The sequence below is a fragment of the Flavobacterium johnsoniae genome (assembly GCF_001879205.1).
GTDB lineage: Bacteria > Bacteroidota > Bacteroidia > Flavobacteriales > Flavobacteriaceae > Flavobacterium > Flavobacterium johnsoniae_A.
Map to the genome: position 1 here is coordinate 505,616 of NZ_MLFK01000002.1, position 20,786 is coordinate 526,401.

Genomic DNA, 20,786 nt, shown 5'->3' on the forward strand with positions numbered 1-20,786 from the left:
ACCATTAGAATTGAAAGGATTGTCTAAAAATGTTATGGTTTAGCACTTTCACAGTAAAACAAAAAACAAATAAGAAAACTTTAATAAATCAACTATACGCCACTTCTTCAAAAATCACTAATTTTGAAATTCGAAGTTCAAAAACGAAATAATTATGAAATATCATCAAATAAACAGCGCTCTTTTTGTAAAAAACCGCAAAAAATTCACGGCAGAAATGAAACCTAATTCGGTTGCCGTTTTTAATTCAAATGACATTTACCCAGTTAGTGCGGATAGTACTTTGCCTTTTGCTCAGCATAGAGATATTTTTTATCTGAGCGGTGTAGATCAGGAAGAAAGTGTTTTGCTTCTTTTCCCAGATGCGCCTTATGAGCACCAAAGAGAAATTCTTTTCCTTAGAGAAACTAACGATCATATTGCAGTTTGGGAAGGTGAAAAACTGACTAAAGAACGTGCTTTTCAGGTTTCTGGAATCAGAACTGTTTACTGGTTACAGGATTTTCATAAAGTTTTGAACGAAATGATGACATATGCCGATACAATGTACATTAACACAAACGAGCATTATCGTGCCTCAGTTGAAACTGAAACCCGCGAAGCTCGTTTTGTAAAATGGTGGAAAGAACGTTATCCAGCACATAATGTGGCAAAAAGCAACCCAATTTTACAACGCATTCGTTCTGTAAAAGAAAGCGAAGAAATCGATTTGATTCAGCAGGCTTGTGATATTACAGAGAAAGGTTTCCGTAGATTATTATCATTCGTAAAACCAAACGTAATGGAATACGAAATCGAAGCCGAATTGGCTCACGAGTTTATTCGCAACCGTTCTAAAGGTTTTGCTTACACCCCAATTATTGCTTCTGGAAATAATGCGAATGTTTTACACTATATCGAAAACAATCAGCAATGTAAAGCCGGAGATTTGATTTTATTGGATGTTGCAGCAGAATACGCAAATTATTCAAGCGATATGACGAGAACAATTCCGGTCTCAGGTAGATTTTCTGATCGTCAAAAAGCAGTTTACAATGCTGTGTTAAAAGTTAAAAATGAGGCTACAAAAATGCTGACTCCAGGAACACTTTGGAAACAATATCATATCGAAGTTGGTAAAGTTATGACATCAGAGTTGCTTGGTTTAGGTTTATTAGACAAAGCTGATGTTCAGAATGAAAATTCAGAATGGCCAGCTTATAAAAAATATTTCATGCACGGAACTTCTCATCACATGGGACTGGACACGCACGATTACGGATTACTTCACGAACCAATGAAAGCGAATATGGTTTTTACAGTCGAACCCGGGATTTATATTCCTGCAGAAAAATTCGGAATTCGTCTTGAGGATAATGTTGTAGTTCAGGAAAAAGGAGAACCTTTTAACCTAATGCGCAATATTCCGCTTGAAGCAGACGAAATCGAAAGCCTGATGAATTCTTAAAAAAAAATACAGAAAAACAGATTAAAGACGGTTCGCAGAAATGCTGCCGTCTTTTTTTATTATATCCGAAACATACTTCAATATTGAACCGAACGAGTACTATTTTTAACTCGATTGAACTTATATTTTCCAGATGATTTCTCAATTATTACTTTTGCATTCTACACTTTAAAAACATCATTTTGAAAAGCATTCTATATAAAAACACAAAAATATCTTTTACTGACTCCGGAGAAGGAACTGCCATTGTACTACTTCACGGTTTTTTAGAGAATAAAAAAATGTGGAAAACCTATATTGATCTATTCTCAGAAAAACATCGTGTTATAACTATTGATTTGTTAGGTCATGGAGAATCCGATTCGTTAGGTTATGTTCATGAAATGGAAGAAAACGCAAATGCTGTTCATGAAGTTTTAAAACATCTAAAAATTGAAAAAGCCACAATTTTAGGGCATTCAATGGGAGGTTATGTTGGTTTGGCTTTTGCCGAATTATTCCCTGAAAACATCAAACAATTAGTTTTATTAAACTCAACTTCTAAAGAAGACAGTGCTGAGAAAAAACTAAACCGAACCCGTGCCATAAAAGCAGTGAAGCAAAATTATGTGAACTTTGTAAGTTTAGCGATTGCAAATTTATTTAGCGAAAATAACAGAGTCCGCTTAACAAAGGAAATTGAAAGAGCAAAAGAACAAGCCCTAAAAACACCTTTGCAGGGAATTGTAGCTTCCCTTGAAGGAATGAAAATACGAAAAGACCGCGAATGGCTTTTGCACGAAAATCGATTTCCGGTTTTATTGATTTTAGGAAAGCAAGATCCCGTTTTAAACTACGAAGAAAGTCTTGCTCAAATAAAGGACACAACTGTAGAATTAGTTTCTTTTGAAGACGGACATATGAGCCACATAGAAAACAAAGAAGAACTACAAAGTATTTTACTAGACTTCTTCAACTAACATAAACTGATAAAAGCGGAAAAGGCCATTTCGAACAATCTCGAAACAGCCTTTTCCTCATTTTTGGGGGCAAAAATTATAATTTTGTAATAATGTCTTTTTTGAATTTTGCCAAGGTTGCTCTTGTTAATCCAAGATTCGCTTTTTTAGCATCGACAGCTAAGTAAATAAAATACTGCCCGTCTTCAGAAACATCTAAAATATGTATTTGATCCGTTAATGTAATTAAGATATCGTTGATTTTTTGATTTAAACCTAAAGCTTTAATAGCGCTTAATTTTGCTTTTACAACTTCTAAATTATAAGCAGATGCCAATTCGGGATCAAAATCTGGATTTACAGAAAGTGAGCAGTAAGACATTCCTGTCTCAACCTCAGTTACTGAAACTGCAATGAATCCGTTAATATTTTCTTTTAAATCATTTTGAAAATTCTGTAAAAAATCTGACATGTTTATATATATTGGTTTAAATTAATTATTGAAAATAGTATCCATTTTTCTCAACAGAAGGCCCATTTTACTTATATCTTTAGAAATCAACGCAACGCAGTTATCATCCTGATTTTTGTTTGCAACTACAATACCATCATAGTTCTTAATCATTACTTGCTTTAAATCTCCATTATTTACATCCTCAGACATTTCCAGACACATTTTTAATATCATTCCAATCATTGCAGCAACATTTCCGTCATATTCTAAATTAACAGATTCTAATAAAATTCCGTCTATATTAAAGGTAATTCCAGATTCTGCACCTGTCTCTTCTACCAGCGTAGTTAAGTCAATCATAGTAACATTAATTTTTTAAGAAGTTCAAAGTTATTTCAATAATCAGAATTGTGCGATAAACACTTGTTAAAATAATAACCACGCACAACTATCTGAACCACTTTTATTTAAACGATAATCAAACTGAAATTTTTAAATAAAATCGTTAAAAAAATTTAACAGAAAAAAGAGATTTGCTTATAATTCAAACATTTCTCTTGATAAAACTCAAATTAGAATTATACTTCCATCACAACCTGAGTTTAGTAGAAGTTTTTCTTAAATTTGCAAAAAAATTATCCAATGAAAACAGTTGACGAATTACGCTTTGACTTAAATGTAAAACTGATGAAATTTAGAAGATTTCGTTTTGAAAACGGACCAATAAATAATTCACCTTCGCAAGAGCCGGCAAAAAAGGGCTTCTTTAAAAAAATATTTAGTTAAATACTACTTACAAAAAGGCGCAGTAATTATTCGATAATTATTGCGCCTTTTTCCTTTATGATGTGAAGCTTATCATTTTCAATTAATTCAATCTTTCAAAAAATCGGATTACATTTTAAAATTGCAACTCATCTATTATCGTTCTTCAGCATCATCAATCTTATTTCTAGGATTAAAAATTAAATCCATTCTCAAAAAGAGTTTTTAATTCTCTAGTAGTATTAGCTAAAAGAAACTTTGTAAAACTTAAAAAAGCACTCATTTAGTTTTATTTGAACATAATTTTTAATCTAACTCTCTAAAATACTTATCCGACAGCTATTATAAAAAACACCAAACATTAAAATAATCCCCTATTTTGTTTATCGAGTAAATTATTAAATCGTTTTTAAACCCTGGGCAGTGACTCAAAACAATTAAAAAAATAGCTTTAATTACACTTTTTCTTCAAACGGAATATCGATATCCAAGATTTCACTTAAGAGTAATACAATTTCTTCTGTATAATTATTTAAAACTTTATTGTCAACGATCATGTCCAAATCTTTTTCTTCCTTAAAACCAAAAGGCAGGAATCCCGACTTTAAATTTTTAAATGAAATAATACCCGCTTCTATTGGAGTTTCGCCTGCTTCCATTTCATACATAAAAGCATAAGCTAAAACCTGGATAATTTTATCGTTTTTAAGCTCCTGTGTTAAACCATTCCATGACTTAAGTACTACATTAGTTTTTTCAACTTTTCCTGTCTTGTAATCAATTATTCTTATTTTTCCATTGCGGAGTTCAATCCTATCAACATTTCCTTTAATTAAAACCGGAAATGGCAGATTTGGATGAACGAGCTGGCGTTCAAAAGTTTTTTCCAATGCGATAATCTGAATTGCATCACCATTCTTAATAGATTCAAGTTCCATTTTCAGGAAATTAGACACATTTCGTTTTGCCACCTCAAAGGCCAGCAGATTACGTCCTTTTTTTATTTCACCCTCTTTATAAACCACTTTGAATTGCTTCAAAACCTCTTCATCCAATAATTTAAAACAATTTGCAATATCAGATTCTGAAATAAACTTCTCAATAAAAGGCTCATACAAAGCTTTTAAGGTTTCATGAATTATAGTTCCGAGTGTATTCAAGGCAATATTCTCTTCAACTTCCTCAACTTCACGAATTCGTAATATTTTTTGAAAATAAAATTCAAGTGGATTTCTAATATAACTAGTTAATGCAGAAGGAGAAAAACCGGTTGAAGCAATTTCTTTTAATCGTTCCATCACCGCTTCTGATTTTTGAATTACCATTGGCTGATATGCTGTTGATGGCAAAACCGGATTATAAATATCAAAAACAAGATTGTGATTTGTTTTCTTTTCAACCTCAAGCTGGGTTATAAATCGACTGCGTTCACCAGCATCCAATCCATCATTTTCGGTATTATAAATAAGATAAATATTTTTTGCACGCTGCAATAAATGATAAAAGTGATAGGTATAAATAGCATCCTTTTCTTTAAAAGTAGGCAGACCCAATTCTTTTTTCACATCATAAGGAATAAAAGAATTTTGAGATTTGCCAGCCGGAAATTTCCCTTCATTCATTGAAGTTACAATTACTGTATCAAAATCAAGTACACGACTTTCAAGAACTCCCATAATTTGCAAACCTCTTAATGGTTCCCCTTCAAATGAAACTTCTGCAACATCGATAATTTGTTTATAAATAGCATGAAGTGTATCTATATTATCAATGTGTTTGTGCTGCGAATAATAATTAATAAGCTTATTGATTACCTTGAAAACAGCATACACAAAAGTTTTCGCTATTTTCTCCTCTTCATTATCATTACTAAAATTCTGTTTTATAAGAAGTAAAATTGCAGATATATTTTCCAGAACAGCTATTGATCCGTTTTCCCATTTCTGAAACAATAGAGAAAATAATTTAGACGGGTTTGAATTGAGTTCTAGAATCTTGTTTAGAGTAATAAAAGTGTAATTATTCTCTTTAATGATTCGCACCAAATGATTGGTTCCCGCATAAGGTTCAACCAAAGGATGAGTCAAAATATCCAGCACGTCTTTATAATAAAAAACATAACTGCCTCCAGCACGAGAAAGCGCATTTGTATGCATTTTAAAAAACTTAGCAACTAATATTTGCGACGGATTATTCTTTCCCGAATATCCCATTGTAATATTTAAAGCCCCAACAGAAGAAGGCAGCGAGTACAAAACCGGAATCAATAAATTTTCCTCCCCCAAAACAACTGCAACTTTATCAAGTGAAGCCATCGGGTTTTTATTGATCAAATCTTCAATAATACTTCCGGCCAATTTTGCCTGTCCGATTGTTTTTGGAGTACCAATTACATTGATATTTTTAGTTTGAGAAAAATCATCCACAATCCATTCAAAAGGATGTGATTTATAATACTTCCATTTTTCTTTAAAGCGGCGAACAAAAAGTCCTGCATCATGATAAGGATCATTTAAGAATGTTTGATCCACATCCCAGTAAATTTTAGCCTGATCTAAAGCTAAAAGATGCTGTACTATTTTTTCTTCCGCGGCATTTAATGCATTAAAGCCGGCGAAAACAAAATTTCGATTAGAAATTGTATTTGAAAAGTGATTAAGATTATTTACTGCTTCTCTATAAATTAATCCTTGATAACCAATCGCTTTATTTAAAAGATGATTATAAAGCGAATCGTAATAAAGGGGAAGTAATTTCCAAAAGTCTATATAATTCTCTAATAGCTTCGTTTTATTTTCAACTTCTATTCCCCATTTCTTGATATCTTCAATATCTTTCAAATACGACAAAACATGATTTGGATCTAAAAGGTAGCGGTCAATTTCATTAAAGTCCTGTAAAAGCGTTTTTGCCCAATTGGCAAATAGCTCAAAAGATTGTTGATTCTGTTTTTCTGTAACCGACAAATAAACTTCGTAAAACTCGAATAAAAGCTCAATAGAATCTATCGATCTTATTGATGCTACATCTTGCACAAAATCCTCGATGCTAATAATTTCGGGAGACAGAATAGTTTTTGCAGTTTCTTTTTTTAGGGCTTCGATTAAAAAAACCTTTGCTCTTTTGTTCGGCAGAATGATTGTAGTTTCAGTGAGTTTATTTGAATAATTCTGAATTACAATAGCTGCGATTTTTTCTAAAAAAGAAGTATTTACCATTTGATAAAAATAAAAAAAGCCATTCAATTAAGAATGGCTTTTCAGTATTATTTACAAAGTAAATTATAGTTTACCTTGGTATTTAGAACCAATATGTTTGATTTCAGTTCTTCTGTTTTGTGCTTTACCTGCAGCAGTTTTGTTACTAGCAACTGGTTGAGAAGATCCAAAACCTTTAGCTTGTAAGTTTTCTGGGTTAACACCTCTTTCAACTAAAGCATTCAATACAGCGTTAGCTCTATCTTGAGAAAGTTTGTCGTTGATTTTAGCAGAACCTGTACTATCTGTGTGTCCTTCAATAGAGAATTTCGCGTTTGGATAGTTTTTAAGGATTTCTTTAATAGCATCTAATCTAGCTGGAGTTTCTTTGTCTCCAGTTTTGAAAGTAGCTTTTCCTGAGTTGAAGTAGATTGCTCTAGCTTGAACTTTAAGATCTTCTAAAGCCTCAGAAGTTACTTCTGGACATCCTCTGTTACTAGCTGGACCAGCAACTGTAGGACAATCATCATCTTTATCTAAAACACCATCTTTATCAGCGTCTAAGAAAGGACAACCACCATTTTCTTTAGGACCAGCAACTGTAGGACATTTATCGTCTTTATCAGCGATTCCGTCTCCGTCAGTATCAGGACAACCTTTTAAAGCAGCTAAACCAGCAACATCTGGACAAGCGTCATCTTTATCAGCAACACCGTCTCCGTCAGTATCAGGACATCCGTTTAATGCCGCTAAACCAAATACATCTGGACAAGCGTCAGAAGCGTCAACGATTCCGTCTCCGTCTGTATCAGGACATCCGTTGAATTGTTTTAAACCAGCAACATCTGGACAAGCATCATCTTTGTCATAGATTCCGTCTCCGTCAGTATCTTTACCTCCGAATTTGAAAACTAAACCAGCAGTGTGTTGGAAGTGAGATGGAGCATCTGGAACACCAGCTGCATCTTCTCTATCTCCACTAACTGACCATTTGTATCTTGTAGCTAACTCAAGACCAATAGCATCAGTAAACCAGAAAGTTACACCAGCACCTGGGTTAACAGTTCCGTAGCTGCTATCTCCGAAGAATGTATAACCTCCACCAACAGATAACGAAGGATCAATCACTTTAGATTTGATTAATTCTTGGAAGCTGTATTTGATAGTAGCATCAATTCCGTAGTACATCAAGTCACCAGGATTACTTACAACATTTCCTCTTGAATCATGCCCTGGAGCACTTGGAGCGAAAGTTACATATTTATCAATTTTGTTTACAGATCCTTGTAAACCAACTGAGAAACCGCTACCAACATATCTAGACACACCAATGTAAGATAAAGAAGGAAGAATATTCCAGTTGTCTTTTACAGCGAATGGCTGAGAAAAGTGTTGATCGAAGAATCCACTTCCGGCACCAGAACTAGTCCTAGTGTCAACGGCATTAACTCCAAAAGAGATAGCCCATGGATTGTTACTGTCTTGCGCGTGAGAACTTAAACCCATCACCATCATCACAGCAACTAAAAGTTTGTTAAGATGTTTCATACTTAATTTTTTTAATTACAATTTAGTTAATTACAAGCAAAAGTAACACCAAATTTTTTAAATACAAAATCAAATGTTAAAAAAAACCTACAAAAATTACTCAAATGTGGTAATTATATAACTTTTAACATTTTACCTGTTAATATAAAGGCACTGATAGCCTTGTCTAAGTGCTCTTTTGTATGTGCAGCAGAAAGCTGAACTCTTATTCTTGCTTTGTCTTTTGGAACTACAGGAAAGAAGAATCCAATTACATAAATTCCCTCTTTTAAAAGTTCATTTGCCATGGTCTGCGATAATTTTGCATCATAAAGCATTACTGGAACAATTGCAGAATCTCCATCAATAATATCAAAGCCGGCTTTCTTCATTCCTTCTTTAAAGTAATTGGTGTTCCATTCTAACTTATCCCTAAGTGTAGTATCTTTTTCCAGCAATTCAAATACCTTTATTGAAGCACCTACAATAGATGGAGCAAGTGAATTAGAAAATAAATAAGGTCTCGAACGCTGACGTAGAATTTCTATTATTTCTTTTTTGGCCGTTGTATATCCTCCCATTGCGCCACCTAAAGCTTTTCCAAGAGTTCCGGTTATAATATCCACACGCCCCATAACACCTTTTGCCTCTAACGTACCTTTTCCTGTCGCACCAATAAAACCTGCCGCATGACATTCATCTACCATAACCAACGCATCGTATTTATCAGCCAAATCACAAATTTTATCTAGTGGAGCAACTAAACCGTCCATAGAGAAAACACCATCGGTAACGATTAATTTAAATCGCGTGCCTGCTTCAGTTGCTTTTATTAACTGCTGTTCCAGATCCTCCATATTATTATTCTCATAACGATAACGAGCTGCTTTACACAAACGAACCCCATCAATAATAGAAGCATGATTTAAACTATCTGAAATAATCGCATCGTTTTCACCTAATAATGGCTCAAAAACACCACCGTTTGCATCAAAAGCCGCCGCATATAATATAGTATCTTCAGTACCATAAAAATCGGCAATTTTTTTCTCTAATGTTTTATGAATATCTTGAGTACCGCATATGAAACGAACTGATGACATTCCGAAACCATGTGTATCCATAGCATCTTTGGCAGCCTGAACAACTTCAGGATGCGACGAAAGTCCTAAATAATTATTTGCACAAAAGTTTAAAACTTTTTCTCCTGTAGAAATGGTAATTTCAGCACCTTGAGCAGATGTTATAATACGCTCTTTTTTAAAAATTCCATTTTCTTCGATTGTCTGCAGCTCACTTTGCAGATGTTCTTTAATTTTACCGTACATTTTTCATATTTATTTAAAACGTTAAAAATTAACAACTTAGACCTAAAAAAGCCACATTATTTCTTTAACATCTGATTAATTTTTTCACAAATTTACCACTTCAATTTCCGACCCTATATATATCAAAGCCTTTTTTAACACTTTGTATCCTAAATCTTCAATAGCATCCTGATATTCTTGAATTTGCTGCTGATATTTCGAATTAATTGCTCCGGTTTTATAATCCAAAAGATAAGCCTCCTGATTATTTGTCAAAACAACTCTATCCGGCTTTAAAATTTTACCTTCTTTCTGAACTATTGTCTGTTCGTTTAAAACTTTATAATTACCCTCAAAACAAACACTTAGTTCCGGATGATTCACAATTTCACGAAGCGTATTCAAAACCATATTCGACTGATCCATAGTTATTAAACCATTCTCAAGTGCCTTTGTAACAGCAAGATCAACATCATTTTTATCTTTAACGAAAGCAAGAATTTCATGGACAATATTTCCATAAGAAATCGCCTCTTGCTGATGTGTTCCCCACATCAAAGCTTCCCGTTGCGCAATTTTAATATTTTTCGGATTTAAAACCTCTTTGACGATTGGAATTGTTTTTACCAAATCAACTGATTTTTGAGAAGCTGAAAGTTTAATTTTATTTCCAAATTCATACTCTAAAACATCAGGATCGTAAATCCCTTTATGCATCAAATATTTAATAAAATAAGAAGCCATATTATTCGGAAGTTCTCCATCTTTTCTTTCCTTTAAAGATTGAGAAATAATATACAATTGCTCTTCCGCACGCGTTAATGCCACATACAAAACATTGATATTATCTAATAATTCTTCCTGCTTTTTCAAATTAAAAACCACCGAAGCACTTTCTCCAAAACCTTCAACAGCACTGCTGTTATCAATCAAAGCTTTTGGAACTCCCAAATCAGATTCTTCAGTATCAAGCCATAATTTATCTTTTGGTTTTCTATTATAATCTTCTTCAGCAAAAGGCATAATTACAACTGGAAATTCTAATCCTTTAGACTTATGGATTGTCATAATTCGTACTGCATTATTTCCCTCCGGAGAAGGAATACTGAATTTTTCAGAATTTTTATCCCAAAAAATCAAAAAATCGGCCACTCCCGCTTGATTACGAATATCCCTTTCTAAAACAATATCAAGAAAAAACTGTACATAAGCATTTCCTTCAGAAGGAAGAATAAATTTTGAAATAATTATTTCAACCGCTTCATAAAGTGATTTTTTTCGGATATTTTCAAATGAAAGCGAAACATCAAAATTGAGAAGCCATTTTTCAAAGTCTTCTTCAAATTTCTGCGCCATTCCTTGAGCAATAAAATCATGCACAGGCATTTCAATCTCCTTATTTTCGGCCAGGAAGTGAAGAAAATAAGCTTTAGATTCTAAGTCGGCACTGTTATTTAAATACTTAAGCAGATTAATAATTAATCGAACCTCCGTGGCATTCTTTATCATTAATGTTTCGGATGATAAAAGCGGAATACTCTGCTCTGTTAAATAATTTGCAATTGCAATTCCCTGATCTCTTTTTCGGGTCAAAATCACAATGTCTTTATATTCAAAACCTTCGTGAATTACTTTCTGAATGGTATTTAAAGTTGCTAAAACATACAAATCTGATTTTTCAACTACTTCTTCTTCATCTGCAAAATCATTTTTTTCAATTACAGGTAAAAAAGAAATATTCACATAACCGCCTTTCTTTGAATTTGTATTTTGAAAACTATGATTCTCATACAAATCTTTATAATCTTCGTTTGTAAATTCAGTCGAAATTAATTTAAAAAAAGCATTATTAAACTCAATTACTTCGCTGTAACTTCGATAATTTGTATTTAAATGTTTAATTGCTTTATCCGGATTATTGAATGGATTGACATCTTTGCTTAATTCAATAAATTGTTCGGCTTTTCCGCCTCTCCAACGATAAATTGACTGCTTAGGATCACCAACAATCATCAAAGTTCCTTTATTTCCTAAGTCATCTAAACCGGAAAGTGAATTATCAATCAGCGGAATCAAATTCTGCCACTGCATTTCTGAAGTATCCTGAAATTCATCAATAAAAAAATGACGATAACGCTCTCCTAAACGTTCGTAAATAAAAGGCGCCGGCTGATTTTGAATTTCACGATGGATAATGGCATTAAATTCTGAAATTGATAAAATATTTTGCTCTGACTGAATCTTCGCCAATTCATTACTTACCGTATTTAGCAGTGAAAGCGGTGTTATATTTTTCAGGAAAGCTTTATAAAAATCTCTTTTTTCAAAATTTTTATAAATTTTATCTAATATTTGAAGCAGTTCCGGAATTATATTCTCAATTAATGATTTGTCTTTTGCTGTTTTATTTATTGCAATATCATCAAATTCATGAAAAGTCTTGTTTCGCGGATTAAATCTTCCATCACGAATGCTTTCAAGATGATTTGGAAATGTCCCCCTTGAAAAAGACTTTAGATCAATTCCGTTCTTGTCTATTAAAGAAAGTGCTTCTACAGCAAATTGTTCATTCTCTGATTCCAGTTCTTTGCATAAGGCAAGCATTTTCTTTTTAATCTCAACAAACTCTTCGATTGTTTTATCATTAAAATGCAGAATTTCGTTTCGATTATTCTCATTCAAAACCAAACGGCCTGTTTCAAGAATCTCACGCGAAATATCCCAGCTTTTATCGTCATCTGTTTTTTCCATCGTAAAATCGATCAGCAGTTTAGTCAGTGTTTCATCCTGACCTGCTTGTGCGATAATAGCATCAACAGCTTCAACTAATAAATTTTCGGTATCCAAAGTGACCTCAAAAGTCATTGGCAGATTCAGATCGTGTGCAAAAGCCCGAATTACTTTATGAGTAAATTTATCGATTGTAGAGATATCAAAAGCAGCATAATTATGAATTAAGTGTTTGATGATACTTTGAGATTTCACCTTTAATTGAATAACAGAAAGTCCGGTTTCCCGAGACAAATCTTCCATTAAATCGATTGCTTTTGCAGAAGGCTGTTCCTTAGCAAACTCAGACAAGCTTCCAACTATTCGGCTTTTCATTTCATGAACCGCTTTGTTGGTAAACGTTATGGCCAAAATATTACGATAAGCATCGTTTTTTGGAGAAGAAAGAATAATTTTTAAATATTCCTTAACCAAAGTATAAGTCTTTCCTGATCCTGCAGAAGCATCATAAATGGAAAAAGACGGACTTTGCATAATTCTGAATTTTGATATGGTAAAAATAGAACAATAAAATATTAAATCCCAATAACGAAAAATTCCAATATCTGCCAGCAACAAATGCTTCAAATATTGGAATTTTATCCCGAAACTTCGGTATTGAAAATTTTAAAATATTTAGTTATTTTTCGGAAATGCTCTTTTGTTGAAAACCAGTAATACTCCAACTCCTGTTGAAATCGCCATATCGGCAACATTAAAAATAGCATTGAAAAACATAAAATGCTTTCCTCCAAAAAACGGAAGCCAAGAAGGAAGATTACCTTCCCAGATTGGAAAGTAAAACATATCTACCACTAGACCATGAAACCATGTTCCGTATGGATGAGGCGAAAAAAGTGTCGCTAAATTATGTGTACTATCATCAAAAATTACTCCGTAAAAAACAGAATCAATAATATTTCCGGCTGCTCCGGCAAAAATCAAAGCAATTGAAACTATTAAATAAGTCGAATGACGTTTCTTTACTGAATCAGCTAACCAATATCCGATTCCGAATACTGCAAAAATTCTAAAAACTGTTAGAATTAACTTCCCGTATTCCCCTGGTATTTTTGTCCCCCACGCCATTCCTTCATTTTCTATGAAGTGAATTCTAAACCAATCAAAAATAACCACTTCTTCACCTAAAATGAAGTTGGTTTTTACATAGATTTTAGAAAGCTGATCGACAATTAAAACTAGAAATATAAGGAAATAGGCTTTTCTTAATGACATTTTACGATTTTTTGATGGCGCAAAAGTAACAATTAAATCAAAAAAAACGCCCCATTAGGAACGTTAATTGTTTTGTAATAAAACTAAATACACACTATTCGCTCTGTACTTAGGATTAAAATCTATTTTTTTGCTGTTGAATTTGCCGGACTGTCGCTAAAGAAATCTGAAATGGATTTAAAAATCCCTTTGCTGGGTTTTCCTGCCGCAGTTCTCTTCGCTTCTGCCTTCTTAACATCGGCTTTGAATTTGACACGTAATTTTTCGAATTCTTTCATTCTGTGTTCAACATCAGAATTTACATCTTTGAATTTCAATACTTTAGCCATTGTGTAAGTTTTTTAAGTAAAAAAATGAAATATTTAACGATTTGGTTTTACAATAATACATAATTTAATTTATATTTGTTAATAAAAATTAACACTTGTTTAGGACAAATCACAACTACAACACATAATACATACCAAAAACCAATTAATTTTAACATTTCCCCAAACCTTACAAAATATGAATGAAATAACTACTATTCTAAACAAATTTTTGGTCGATACTAAAGCAAGCGCTGCTTTAATCTTAAACGGAAAAGGAAAACTAATCACTTCTCTTAACTTGGACTACAGTGACAGCATTGCGGCAATGAGTGCGGCTATTTTGTCAATGAGCGAAAAATTTCTTCTTGATTTAGAAAAAGGCGCACTAAAACAGCTTTATCTAAAAAGCTCAGACGGGGTTATCATTGGAAACAAAATAAGCGGTTCAAACTTCGTAGTTGTATTTTCCAAAGAAGGGAGCAACCTTGGCTTATTAATGCACTCTACAGATGAATTATCTACGGAACTCAGCAAAAATTCCCTATTAAAATAACATAAATCTATTAACACCAAACCCCAAAAACTATGAGCAACGACTTTTTAAACGTGTTTTTGAATGAAATGAAAACAAACGTAAACGGCTTTATAGCCGTAGCTGTAACTGAAATTGAATCAGGATTAAGTTTTGGTAATTTAACCATTGATTCCGCTTTTGATCCTGAACTTGCCGCTGCTTATAATTTAGAAGTAGTAAAAGCAAAATTAAACGCCGTGAAAGCTCTAAATTTAAATCAGGATATCGAGGATATTTTGATTACGCTTTCAAATCAAATTCACATTATTGACATTTCGCCAAACAAAAAATTCATGATTTATCTGGCTGCAGATGCAAGCAAAGCAAATCTTGGAATGACAAGAGCGGTTTTAAGAAAACACAAAGCTGAATTAGAAAAAAATCTAGCTTAATTTCTATTTTTAATTAGAACTGTCTTTTTTTGAACAGACAGTTCTAATTAAAATACTTTTCATTTGTTTCGACGCCTTTCTCTTCTTACAAAAAACAACTCTGTTTCTTGTACTTACCTTTTATTGTTTGCAGTTAATTTCTTTCAAAACAATAAAAACACACAACACCCTTAAATCATCAAAATCTTAAACAAAAAAACGCCCCTAAAAGGAGCGCTTATTTTATTAGATATTTGTATTATCTCTGCAAGTTTTTAGCTTCGATACTCATTGTTGCATGAGGAACGATTTTAAGCCTTTCTTTGCTGATTAATTTACCTGTTACTTTGCAAATACCGTAAGTTTTATTTTCTACACGGAAAAGCGCGTTTTTTAAATCACGAATGAATTTTTCCTGTCTGATAGCCAACTGAGAGTTCGCTTCTTTAGACATTGTTTCACTTCCTTCTTCAAAAGCTTTAAAAGTTGGAGAAGTATCGTCAGTTCCGTTATTCAAATCATTCATATAAGCACTCTTGATTAAATCAAGATCTGCCTGAGCTTTTTGTATTTTGCTTTGGATTATTTCTTTGAACTCTGCTAAATCAGCATCAGAGTACCTTGTAATTTCATCTATCATTTTATAACTATTTTGAAATTAATATCATTGTTTTAATATCATCAAACTCAATTTCTGTGCCGTTTTCTAAAGCGTCCACAAAAACCAGGTCATCTGTTAGTGTCTCAGACTTAATATAGTCTTCATTTTTTGAAACCGCTTCTTCTAAAAGGCCGTTTCTTTTTATTTGTACTTTAATCTTATCAGTAACTTCAAATCCTGAATCTTTACGGATATTCTGAATTCTGTTTACTAATTCTCTCGCAATACCTTCATTTTTTAATTCATCAGATATAGTAATGTCAAGCGCAACTGTAATTCCGTTTGAATTTGCAACCAGCCATCCTTCGATATCCTGCGATGTTATTTCGACGTCTTCTAATGATAAAGTTACATTATTTCCAGCAATAACAATATCTAACGTTCCCTGCTTGTCCAATTGATTGATCTGATCCGCAGAAAAACCTTGTATCTCCTTAGAAATCAACCCCATATCTTTCCCAAAGCGTGGCCCTAAAGCTTTAAAATTAGGCTTGATCTGCTTTACTAAAATACCAGAAGCATCGTCTAAAAGTGCAATTTCTTTCACGTTTACCTCGGCTTTTACCAAGTCAGAAATAGCTTCAATTTCTGCTCTCTGATTCTCGTCAAGTACCGGAATCATTACCTTTTGCAACGGTTGACGCACTTTAATCATCTCCTTTTTACGCAATGATAAAACCAAAGATGAGATGGTTTGCGCCTTCTGCATTTTGCTTTCCAACGTTTTATTAACAAAGTTTTCGACAAATTTCGGGAACTCAGCCAAGTGAACACTGGCAAATTGCTCTGTTTGAGTCGAACTCGTTAAATCCCTGTATAGTTTATCCATGAAAAAAGGAGCTACAGGAGCGCTTAATTTACTGATTGTTAGCAAACAAGTATAAAGCGTTTGGTAAGCTGCAATTTTATCATGAGCATATTCACCTTTCCAGAAACGACGACGGCACAAACGAACGTACCAGTTACTTAAGTTTTCTTGAACGAAGTCAGAAATAGCTCTTGTAGCTTTTGTCGGCTCATAATCTTCATAACATTCATCAACAAATTTGATTAAAGTATGAAGTTCAGAAATAATCCATTGATCAATTTCCGGTCTTTCGTTTAACGGGATTTCAGCTTCTGCATACTTAAAACCATCAATATTGGCATATAACGAGAAGAATGAATAGGTATTATATAATGTTCCAAAGAATTTACGGCGAACCTCAGCAATTCCTTCAATATCAAACTTTAGGTTATCCCAAGGATTTGCATTCGAAATCATGTACCAGCGTGTAGCATCCGGACCATATTCTGCAATTGTTTCAAAAGGATCTGTTGCATTCCCTAGACGTTTAGACATTTTTTGTCCGTTTTTATCCAGAACTAAACCATTAGAAACTACGTTTTTATATGCTACTTTATCAAAAACCAAGGTTCCGATAGCGTGCAGCGTATAAAACCATCCGCGAGTCTGATCTACTCCTTCTGCAATAAAATTCGCAGGAAAATCTTTATTCTCGTCAATTTTGTCTTTGTTTTCAAATGGATAATGCCATTGTGCATAAGGCATTGCCCCAGAATCGAACCAAACATCGATTAAGTCACTTTCGCGCTTCATAGGTTTTCCTGAAGCTGAAACTAAAGTAATTTCATCGACTACATTTTTGTGCAAATCAATTAAGTCATAATTTGATTCAGACATGTTTCCAATCTCAAAACCTTTAAACGGATTTTCTTTTTGAAAACCGGCTTCGATAGATTTTTCGATCGCATTGTATAATTCTTCAACAGAACCAATCAGAACTTCTTCTTTTTTGTCTTCAGTTCTCCAGATTGGCAACGGAATTCCCCAATATCTAGAACGAGATAAGTTCCAGTCGTTGGCATTTTTCAACCAATTTCCAAAACGTCCTTCACCAGTAGATTTAGGTTTCCAATTGATAGTTTCGTTCAGGTCGAACATTCTATCTTTGACATCGGTTACTTTTATGAACCAGGAGTCTAGTGGATAATATAACAACGGCTCATCAGTTCTCCAGCTGTGCGGATAACTGTGTACGTATTTTTCAACCTTAAAGGCTTTGTTTTCTTCTTTTAATCGAATTGCAATTTCAACATCTACAGATTTCTCCGGAGCTTCACCTGCATTATAATATTCGTTTTTAACGTATTTACCAGCAAGATCCCCTAAATGTGAAGTGAATTTTCCTTGCAAATCTACTAATGGAACTGCTGTTCCGTTTTCGTCTAAAACCAACATTGGCGGCACTTCGGGTTTTGCTTCTTTTGCTACTTTAGCATCATCTGCACCAAAAGTAGGCGCTGTATGCACAACTCCTGTTCCATCTTCGGTAGTTACGAAATCTCCAGCGATAACTCTAAATGCGTTTTCAGCATTTTGATATGGCAATACATAAGGCAATAATTGCTCGTAACGTATTTCTACTAAATCTGCTCCTTTTGCCTCAGTTAAAATTTTATACGGAAGTTTTTTATCTCCATTTTTAACGTTATCAAAATCAGCGTCATCTTCACTTAAGAAAAATCCTTTTCCAAATTGTTTTCCAACTAAATTTTTAGCTAAAACAACATTGATTGGCTCAAAAGTATATTGATTGAATGTTTTTACTAAAACATAATCGATTTTTGGACCAACTGTTAAAGCGGTATTCGATGGCAGTGTCCAAGGGGTCGTTGTCCATGCCAAAATGTGAATATCTCCAAAACCTTGTAAAAAGCTCGGAAGCGTTTCCGGCAATGTTTTAAACTGCGCCACAATCGTAGTATCTGTAACATCACGATATGCTCCCGGCTGATTTACTTCGTGAGAAGACAATCCTGTTCCTGCTTTTGGAGAATACGGCTGAATCGTGTAACCTTTGTACAACAAACCTTTATCGTAGATTTGTTTTAAAAGCCACCAAACAGACTCCATATATTTTGGTTTATAAGTAACATACGGATCTTCCATATCTACCCAATACCCCATTTTTTCGGTCAAGTCATTCCACACGTCAGTATAACGCATTACGGTTTTTTTACACGCTTCGTTATATTCTTCGATAGAAATGGTTTTACCAATATCTTCTTTTGTAATTCCTAGTTCTTTTTCGGTACCTAATTCTACAGGTAAACCGTGAGTATCCCATCCGGCTTTTCTTTTTACCTGAAAACCTTTTTGAGTTTTATATCTGCAAAAAATATCTTTAATCGCACGTGCCATTACGTGGTGAATTCCAGGCAATCCGTTTGCTGAAGGCGGACCTTCAAAAAATACGTAAGGTTCAGCACCTTCGCGAGTTGTTACACTCTTTTCAAATATATTTTCTTTCTTCCAAAAATCAAGAACTTCTGACGCTACTGTTGGCAAGTCAAGTCCTTTGTATTCAGTAAATTTTGTACTCATTTTATCCTTTTCTTAAACGAGGTGCGAAAGTAAGGAATTTTGAGTAAAATAGATAAAAGATGAAGGAAAAAAGACCATTTTGAACCAATTTATAACATAATTTTTAACAAACGCTAACGTTTTAAATGGTTTTAAAAGAAAACTCAGTAAAAATGGTTAAGATTTGAACAAAAAAAAACTACAGCTTTAAACTGTAGTCCTTTTTTTATTTCATTTTTAAATTACATTTTATTTACAAGCATCTAAGGCTTCTACAAATTTTCTAAGCGAATTAAGATCGTTTTGGAATTCAGTACCATTTGCCCTTGCGACTAATTTAGGACAAGGTCTTGCTAATTCTACAAACTTAGCTTTAGTATTCATCTGCCAGCCAACAGAACTTGTAGAAGAACCCGTGGCTTCACTTTGTTTTTTGATGATTATCTCACTATTTGCATATCCGTATAATGAAATTGTTTTTCCATTTAAAATTTCGCGAACAAATCTAAAGACCGGTTTTGATGCCGCTCTTAAAGCTTCTTTAAAAGATACTGTTGAATAAAAATCATTTTCCTGAAGTACTAATTTTGTAACCTGATCTGCAAAATAGGTCTTAAAGATATGATTGTGATTTCCGTTTTCATCCGGAATACTTACTGAAATTCTTCGGTCTAAATTTTCTATTGCTCTTATTTTTGCATATCCTGAAACGGTATCTTTTGTAGTCAGAATAAGAGAAACCAATTGATATTTTGGATCATCTTTCAAGAAATAATTCGGGTCAAAATTAAGTACATCAACTTCTTCATGCTTAGCTCCGTTCGATCGAAGCTCAACATCCATATGTCTGGTTTTAGTCTGATTTACAGCAAACATCTCTCTCAAATTTTCATTTTTAAGTTTTATGCTTTCTGCATCTGAGGCATCATATTTATTTTCAATTAACTTAGCACACCAAATATCAGATTCATCCGGCATGTCTAAATAATGATAAATAACGGCCAGATTAAAGTATGCTTCATATCTAAGCTTTCTGTGTCTTCTTTCATCTTCAGCATAAGTTTTATCAATTCCTTTGAAGTACTCAATTACGGGTTCTAATTCCGTTTTTAAAGCTGCAACATCTTGGTTATACTCCATTTTATTAAAAATCGCTTTAATACTTGTAAGCGCTTTAACACTGTTGTCATATTCCGAATGTTTTTTAGAATCTAAAATCCAAACATAATCTGATGTTTGTTCTACTATATAACCATAATCATGATTTAATCTGTATTCTATATTAGAAATAATATTCGACCAATAATTACTTTTTAGTGCTACTGGTGATAAAAAACTGCTTGCATTTGATTCTCCCTGATTTCTATATGACCTTAGTGCTGTGTAACTATTTTCTAAACTATATTTTTTATTTAAAGATGGGTCTGCAGCACAAACCACATTGTAACTTCCATAATCCTTGCATTTAAAAACATTCGTATATATAGTTACAGGAACTTCTACTCCATTTGCATTTCTTTCAAAAATCACTTGCTTTGTTACTTGTTCTAAAATCGAAACTGAATTCTCTAAATTAAAGACAATTTCAAGATAACCATTTGAAGCTACTCTCGAAAATCCATCTATACCTGCATTTTCTTCTATGTATTCTTTTGCACCCTTTGGATCAGCTGCATTAAGAGAATTAATCGTAATACTAAAAGTTCTGTTTTTTCGATCTAAGACAGGTTTCGGGGGAAGGTTTACATAAGAAACATTAAAGCTATGCGGATCTAAATCGACAGATTGAGAGAACGCAGGCTTTATTAAAATAAGAAGTAAAAAAGTAATTATTCTTTTCATATAAATTGGTTTTTGGTGTG

Annotated in this window: 16 protein-coding genes; 5 read left to right on the plus strand and 11 right to left on the minus strand. The window is 33.3% G+C overall.

The window, feature by feature from the left end:
* Positions 1 to 154 precede the first annotated feature (154 nt).
* Together BKM63_RS04625 and BKM63_RS04630 are read left to right on the plus strand one after the other, a co-directional pair.
* Positions 155 to 1,447 carry an aminopeptidase P family protein gene (locus BKM63_RS04625; protein WP_071635456.1) on the plus strand — a complete coding sequence of 431 codons (1,293 nt, stop codon included), beginning with the start codon at positions 155 to 157 and terminating at the stop codon, positions 1,445 to 1,447.
* 182 nt (positions 1,448 to 1,629) lie between these two features.
* Entirely contained in the window at positions 1,630 to 2,406 is a 777-nt protein-coding gene (locus tag BKM63_RS04630) for an alpha/beta fold hydrolase (protein ID WP_071635457.1), read from the plus strand.
* Positions 2,407 to 2,482: 76 nt separating this feature from the next.
* Here the strand turns inward: BKM63_RS04630 and BKM63_RS04635 are convergent, their stop codons facing one another.
* Together BKM63_RS04635 and BKM63_RS04640 are read right to left on the minus strand one after the other, a co-directional pair.
* The gene (locus BKM63_RS04635) at positions 2,483 to 2,857 is read right to left on the minus strand and encodes a hypothetical protein (RefSeq protein WP_071635458.1); all 375 of its coding nucleotides are present in this window, start codon (positions 2,855 to 2,857) and stop codon (positions 2,483 to 2,485) included.
* 21 nt (positions 2,858 to 2,878) lie between these two features.
* Positions 2,879 to 3,199, minus strand: coding sequence for a hypothetical protein (locus BKM63_RS04640; RefSeq protein WP_071635459.1), 321 nt, complete (start codon positions 3,197 to 3,199; stop codon positions 2,879 to 2,881).
* A gap of 282 nt (positions 3,200 to 3,481) precedes the next feature.
* Between BKM63_RS04640 and BKM63_RS23585 the strand changes: the two genes are divergently transcribed.
* Positions 3,482 to 3,625: a hypothetical protein gene (locus tag BKM63_RS23585; protein WP_165608751.1), complete on the plus strand. Its 144-nt coding sequence runs from the start codon at positions 3,482 to 3,484 to the stop codon at positions 3,623 to 3,625.
* Positions 3,626 to 4,059: 434 nt separating this feature from the next.
* Here the strand turns inward: BKM63_RS23585 and BKM63_RS04645 are convergent, their stop codons facing one another.
* The 6 genes from BKM63_RS04645 to BKM63_RS04670 all read right to left on the minus strand — a co-directional run bounded on the left by BKM63_RS04645 (position 4,060) and on the right by BKM63_RS04670 (position 13,969).
* Positions 4,060 to 6,822: a PD-(D/E)XK nuclease family protein gene (locus BKM63_RS04645; RefSeq protein ID WP_071635578.1), complete on the minus strand. Its 2,763-nt coding sequence runs from the start codon at positions 6,820 to 6,822 to the stop codon at positions 4,060 to 4,062.
* Positions 6,823 to 6,885: 63 nt separating this feature from the next.
* Positions 6,886 to 8,349, minus strand: a complete 1,464-nt coding sequence (locus BKM63_RS04650) for an OmpA family protein (protein ID WP_071635460.1) — start codon at positions 8,347 to 8,349, stop codon at positions 6,886 to 6,888.
* 113 nt (positions 8,350 to 8,462) lie between these two features.
* A complete protein-coding gene (gene kbl / locus BKM63_RS04655; protein ID WP_071635461.1) occupies positions 8,463 to 9,656 on the minus strand; it encodes a glycine C-acetyltransferase in 1,194 nt (397 codons plus the stop codon).
* 84 nt (positions 9,657 to 9,740) lie between these two features.
* Positions 9,741 to 12,899 carry a UvrD-helicase domain-containing protein gene (locus BKM63_RS04660; protein ID WP_071635579.1) on the minus strand — a complete coding sequence of 1,053 codons (3,159 nt, stop codon included), beginning with the start codon at positions 12,897 to 12,899 and terminating at the stop codon, positions 9,741 to 9,743.
* A gap of 141 nt (positions 12,900 to 13,040) precedes the next feature.
* Positions 13,041 to 13,640, minus strand: a complete 600-nt coding sequence (locus BKM63_RS04665; protein ID WP_071635462.1) for a lipoprotein signal peptidase — start codon at positions 13,638 to 13,640, stop codon at positions 13,041 to 13,043.
* 122 nt (positions 13,641 to 13,762) lie between these two features.
* Positions 13,763 to 13,969, minus strand: a complete 207-nt coding sequence (locus BKM63_RS04670) for a hypothetical protein (protein WP_071635463.1) — start codon at positions 13,967 to 13,969, stop codon at positions 13,763 to 13,765.
* Positions 13,970 to 14,147: 178 nt separating this feature from the next.
* On the opposite strand from BKM63_RS04670, the gene BKM63_RS04675 reads away from it, so the two are divergent.
* The gene (locus BKM63_RS04675; RefSeq protein ID WP_071635464.1) at positions 14,148 to 14,504 is read left to right on the plus strand and encodes a roadblock/LC7 domain-containing protein; all 357 of its coding nucleotides are present in this window, start codon (positions 14,148 to 14,150) and stop codon (positions 14,502 to 14,504) included.
* A gap of 32 nt (positions 14,505 to 14,536) precedes the next feature.
* A complete protein-coding gene (locus BKM63_RS04680) occupies positions 14,537 to 14,917 on the plus strand; it encodes a hypothetical protein (RefSeq protein ID WP_071635465.1) in 381 nt (126 codons plus the stop codon).
* 238 nt (positions 14,918 to 15,155) lie between these two features.
* Here the strand turns inward: BKM63_RS04680 and BKM63_RS04685 are convergent, their stop codons facing one another.
* From BKM63_RS04685 to BKM63_RS04695, 3 genes are all read right to left on the minus strand, one after another.
* Entirely contained in the window at positions 15,156 to 15,536 is a 381-nt protein-coding gene (locus BKM63_RS04685) for a TraR/DksA family transcriptional regulator (protein ID WP_017497677.1), read from the minus strand.
* 7 nt (positions 15,537 to 15,543) lie between these two features.
* On the minus strand, positions 15,544 to 18,945 hold the full coding sequence (ileS, locus tag BKM63_RS04690; protein WP_071635466.1) for an isoleucine--tRNA ligase: 3,402 nt from the start codon (positions 18,943 to 18,945) through the stop codon (positions 15,544 to 15,546).
* 228 nt (positions 18,946 to 19,173) lie between these two features.
* Entirely contained in the window at positions 19,174 to 20,766 is a 1,593-nt protein-coding gene (locus BKM63_RS04695; RefSeq protein WP_071635467.1) for a hypothetical protein, read from the minus strand.
* Positions 20,767 to 20,786: the final 20 nt, after the last annotated feature.